This window comes from Saccharibacillus qingshengii, assembly GCF_013185195.1.
Classification (GTDB): domain Bacteria; phylum Bacillota; class Bacilli; order Paenibacillales; family Paenibacillaceae; genus Saccharibacillus; species Saccharibacillus qingshengii.
In genome coordinates this window covers 1-4,879 of the sequence record NZ_JAAZWC010000060.1, presented here as the reverse complement: position 1 = coordinate 4,879, position 4,879 = coordinate 1, and the positions used below count along the sequence as shown (strand labels likewise).

The 4,879-nt window shown below is 42.9% G+C and carries 5 protein-coding genes and 1 pseudogene; 3 read left to right on the top strand and 3 right to left on the bottom strand.

The features are described 5' to 3' along the window. Positions 1 to 98: 98 nt before the first annotated feature. Together HRQ60_RS23085 and HRQ60_RS23080 are read right to left on the bottom strand one after the other, a co-directional pair. The gene (locus HRQ60_RS23085; RefSeq protein ID WP_172200913.1) at positions 99 to 983 is read right to left on the bottom strand and encodes a hypothetical protein; all 885 of its coding nucleotides are present in this window, start codon (positions 981 to 983) and stop codon (positions 99 to 101) included. 421 nt (positions 984 to 1,404) lie between these two features. After that, positions 1,405 to 1,593 carry a hypothetical protein gene (locus HRQ60_RS23080; protein ID WP_172200911.1) on the bottom strand — a complete coding sequence of 63 codons (189 nt, stop codon included), beginning with the start codon at positions 1,591 to 1,593 and terminating at the stop codon, positions 1,405 to 1,407. A 104-nt stretch (positions 1,594 to 1,697) separates the two neighbouring features. Between HRQ60_RS23080 and HRQ60_RS23075 the strand changes: the two genes are divergently transcribed. Further along, on the top strand, positions 1,698 to 2,486 hold the full coding sequence (locus HRQ60_RS23075; RefSeq protein WP_216671681.1) for a sulfurtransferase: 789 nt from the start codon (positions 1,698 to 1,700) through the stop codon (positions 2,484 to 2,486). 317 nt (positions 2,487 to 2,803) lie between these two features. On the opposite strand, the pseudogene HRQ60_RS23070 reads toward HRQ60_RS23075, so the two are convergent. Further along, positions 2,804 to 3,573, bottom strand: a pseudogene (locus HRQ60_RS23070) (IS5 family transposase). A gap of 115 nt (positions 3,574 to 3,688) precedes the next feature. Here HRQ60_RS23070 and HRQ60_RS23065 point away from each other — a divergent pair. Both HRQ60_RS23065 and HRQ60_RS23060 read left to right on the top strand, forming a co-directional pair. Next, positions 3,689 to 4,165: a zinc metalloprotease gene (locus tag HRQ60_RS23065; RefSeq protein WP_172200909.1), complete on the top strand. Its 477-nt coding sequence runs from the start codon at positions 3,689 to 3,691 to the stop codon at positions 4,163 to 4,165. A 3-nt stretch (positions 4,166 to 4,168) separates the two neighbouring features. After that, on the top strand, positions 4,169 to 4,879 hold a 711-nt coding region (locus HRQ60_RS23060; protein ID WP_172200907.1), incomplete at its 3' end, for a hypothetical protein.

The following is a 4,879-nucleotide window of genomic DNA, read 5'->3' as shown; positions in this document are numbered from 1 at the left end:
TTTATTCTACACGAATCCGGCCATGAGCCCTTTTTGTATTCAGTTCGAGGTGTTGCACTTCATTTTACAATCCGTCTCTAAAATAAAGTTAGGTGATTTTACAACTTATTTTCATACAGCAAGATTTCAACTTCTGTAAAAAATTCACCAAAAGAACGAACATTAATTGGAGGAAATATATTATTTAGCTCAAGATATGGAGTAGGCGGATCAAGATAATAAACTCTTTGAAGCTGAGCAATAAACATTTGATAAATCCGCCATTGCTTTGGCAGGCAAATCTCAGTTACTTCTCTCTTAGTTTTATCAACTTTGGTTTCTGATAAACATGTAAGCATTCCCATAAATCTTCCTGTCCCATAAACTCCGTCAAGCACACGTTGATGTGCCCAAACTTGTATTACTCTTTCTCTTGTTGAGGTTTTAACGGGTAAATGAATTTTGGGTCTTTCTGGACCCAAATCGTATATGAAATCCGTAGGCAAAGTAGTTTTCATGTCTAGGTTTAGCACGTCAACTCTGTTCCTGGGTTCAATATTTAGCATGTGCGAGAACATGTGTCTGATTAAGAACTCAAAGAATGTTCCGGGGGTTTTTTGATCTCCTTCTTTCTTTAAATCTATGTTGGCACAAAAAGATATTGCAATTGTATAAAGAACTTTTGTGATGTAGTGAGAGTTGCAATTTTCAAAATCCTTTGCAAGGATATGTCTAAAACCTACAATCACTTGTTGGGCATCAAAAATAAACAACTCTTTATTGACGGCTCTTGAAATCTTATTTTCTTTATCAGGGTGTAGAAAAGAAAAATACGTTTTTTCTTTGATTTTTGAAATCAGTGGAATTTGGTTTGTGGTTAAAAGAAAATCCCAAGATAGCAGATATACTTTTTCGAACAACTCTGATATTTCTGATTTTTTTTGGATAGGATCATCTCTCATCAGCTTGCCAATCTGATCGTACAAAAATTTTAGATCTTTCAAATATTCCAACTCCTTCTATAGCTTTGACTAAAGCGGGCATGTTTCTGAGTCAAACAGCAAGCTAATTACATATTACCATATTTATGAATGCGTTTGAGTTGTGGGAAATAGTTTAAACTTTTATTTTTCATTATATTAGGTGAGGAACTAAGTTTTGTGGCAGCAGTTTGGTAACAAAATAATATGTATAAAATGTTCAGTGCTCAACATTTTATGGAACAAATTCTACAGATAAACGTTGCCTAAAGTCGACGCGACAGCTATTATTTAGGTAGGGATTAAAATAGTGTATGTCATAGACATATACATCATTTAAATGTTCTTGCTTATAGAAAAGCTGCTAGTTGGTGTAGAAGACCAACTAGCAGCTGATTCATTACCAGGCAGGACAGCAATCCCGTTGAACCATATAAGTGGCTGCTTATATAGTTCGATTTCCAAGGTTTTCTTTTTTTTCTGCAGGCAACTCTTTAGGGTTGCTTTTTTCTTTTAGAGAAAAATCTTGTATTGGTTGCTTGCTGAACTTTCTAAGAATCGCTGGAATAATAAATGGAGTGAAAATGCCCAATAGTGCAATTAACTCACTCCAACCAAAAGTTTCAAAATTCACGGTTCACCTCCTCTCATAGGAGGGCCGTCCTGTATCGCCTAGTTATATTATTATAAACGCTCCAACTACGTGACGTATACATAAAAATCATCTACAGTACAATATTGTCCGCGCCGGCCGGGGACCACGGAGGCCGTCATCCGCTGCCGGACCCGGCAGCGTTCGCGGCACGTCTGGCGAAGCTCGGAATCGGCAATGATACGCGCGTCGTCGCCTACGACGACGAGGGAGGCATGAACGCGGCGCGGCTGTGGTGGATGCTGCGCTGGCTCGGGCACGAGAACGTCGCTGTGCTGGATGGCGGATTCTCGAATTGGAAACAGGCCGGCTTCCCGGTGGACGATAAGCAGGCGGTACGCGTGCCTTCGACCTTCACGGCAAACGTGCAGCCTCATCTGCTGACCGACGTGGACGAAGTCCAGCGCATCGTCGGCACGCTCAAAGCGGAGCAAATCATGGAAGCCGTCGAAGAAGCCAGAGCGGATGAGCGCGGCGAAGTCCCGGTGCAGGATATCGAAATCCCTCCGGCCGTGAATCCCAAAGTCTTTTTCACCCCCGTCCTGATCGACTCCCGCGCGCACGACCGCTACCTCGGCCAGAACGAGATGATGGATCAGGTCGGCGGCCATATTCCTGGAGCGGTCAATTTCTTCTGGAAAGACCTGTTCAACGAAGACGGATCGTACAAGAGTACGCAGGAGCTTGAGCAGCACTTCGAAGCGATCGACAAAGAAGCCGAGATCGTCGTGTACTGCGGTTCCGGCGTGAGCGCGACTCCGAACATCCTGGCGCTGGAACAGGCCGGTTTCAAGAGCGTGCGGCTGTATGCGGGGAGCTGGAGCGACTGGATTTCGTATGACGATAATCCGGTGGCCACGGGGGAAGAGGTTTAAGGTTTGGTTTGAAAAGGAAGCCCGCGGCGGACGCGGGCTTTTTTGTGCTGCGTAGACTTCGGGAATGTACGGTGCAGGGATTCCAAGCAGGTTGCTTTTGGGTATTCCAGTATGCCGAAAGCGAACAAGAGATTATGATAAAAATTAAATATTTTAAATTTCGAAACAAAAAGGTGATAGGTTACGTTAATGAATATATATCCATTTTATTTAAAATAAGGTAAAAGAATGGTTAATTCAAGAAAAATTCTAAAGATTTTTATTCTTACCGTTTTTTTTGTTTGTTTTTTCTTCTTCTCTAGGGCGTGTCTTCAAATTCAAGCTAACCATAAAACAATGGCAGCCAGCGATAAAAAAGCAGAAAATGAAGTCGCCAATTTATCGTAACGTGTCGCCAGCCTGCGATAATTTTTTAGCTTGTTAAACAAGCCTTCGACTAAATGCCGTTCCTTGTACATCCACCAGTCGGTATCTCGTTGAATCGTGCGGTGTTTTCGGCTTGGAATCACGGCGATGGCCTGCTTTTGGTCCAGCAGTCTTAGAATCCGATCCGTATCGTATCCGCGATCCGCAAGCACGAACTTGCCTTGCAGATGGATAGCGGCCAACATCTCGTAACCGATGGTGCAATCCGCCTGGTTTCCTGGCGTCAATCGAAAACAAAGCGGATTGCCAAGCGCATCGACGAGGGCATGGATCTTGGTGGTCAATCCACCGCGCGATCGTCCGATGGCTTGCTTGAAGCGCCCCCTTTTGCGCCGGCGGCATGTTGGTGAACCCGAACATGAGTGGCATCAATCATGCAGCTTTCTTCGTCCGGTTCGTTCGCCAATTGTTCCAGGATGCGTTCGAAAATTCCGAGTTCCCGCCAGCGTCTAAAGCGTGTATGGACGGATTTCCAGGACCCATAAGTGGCAGGCAGATCGCGCCATGGAGCGCCGGAACGATTGATCCAAAGCATGGCATTTACCATGTTCCGATTGTCGTGAGCCGGTCTTCCTTTCTTTCCGGTTCGCTCCGGTGGCAGCAAGTGGACAAGACGTTCCCATTGGTCGTCGCGAAGTTCGTAGCGATTATTGGTTTCCATACTTCCGTTTTAACCCAAAATGACGGTGTGTGAATTTTGAAGACACGCCCTAGCGATTGCTGATATAGGAACAGCTCATATCAAAAAAGGCTCGCTTTCTGGCGGAGCGAGTAACATGACGTATTGGGTAGATGATTCCGTGAACTCATTAGGTTTTAAAGGCTCTGTAGAAAACGGCGTAAAGCAATGGGATAATGCTTCAACCGGCGTTTTCATAACTGAAGTAGTTAATTCTTCCAGTGCGAGTATGAAAATTTATGCCGGAAAGGGAAATCTTCCGCCCGGTACTTACGGGGCAGCGACTTATTGGATGTTGAGTGGGCGCAACATAACCCCTGATGAAGTTACGAATGGTACGAATTTTCAGCAAGGTGTCATAAGGTTTGACCTAGATAATCAAAATGCAGCAGGTTTTGAAAATGTACACCGCTACAAAACTTCTGGACACGAAATTGGACACGTTTTAGGACTAAATCATTTTGAAGAGCCGCCTGGACATTCAGGAAATCATTGGATGAAGTCTGGAAAAATCGCTTTAGAACAACCTACTAGTGTTGATTTAGCACATTTAAGAACGAAATGGAGATGGTGACTTATGAATAAGCAGGTGATCTCAAAAATCGGTATAGTCGCTCTAGTCAGTATTACAGCCCTGAGCGGATGCGCTTATAAAGAACATACAAATGAAGGTGAAAGTTCTTCTCTTAATTCGTCAAAAACAAATAAAAATGTTGAATTAGCACCTAAAGAAATTAAAACGAGCCGCATTTCTGCAGATCATAATATATTTGAAAACTATGAAGAGGCTCTTGCAGCTTCGGACGTTGTGGCAGAGGTGACAGCTACTGAACGTTCACAGAATTTTGTTGAGAATCTAGATGGATACCCGTCTGGTCATACGCGTACTGAAGTAGAATTGAATCAAGTATTCACAACTAAAAATGGCGAACAATTAAGTGAAAAACTTTCTATTTTGGAACCTACGTATACTGCGGAAGTGCAAGATGAACTCATTCAATTTAGTTATGAAGATTATATTAAAATGGTGCCAGGTGAAAAATATGTAGTTTTTTTAGTTTGGAGGGAAAAAGATCAAGGATATTGGATTAATGCTCTTGAACAAGGAAAATTTAGCCTGAATAACCCGAATATTCATGAATCATCTATTACATCAGACATAAGCAATGATCCTGAAAGTAGCCAGTATAAGAAATTAAAAGATGATGTCATTAGGGCGTGTTTTAAAACCCGATTCCGCCCAACTATTTCAATAAAATCATCGTCGAAGCCAAATAAACGAAGCTCA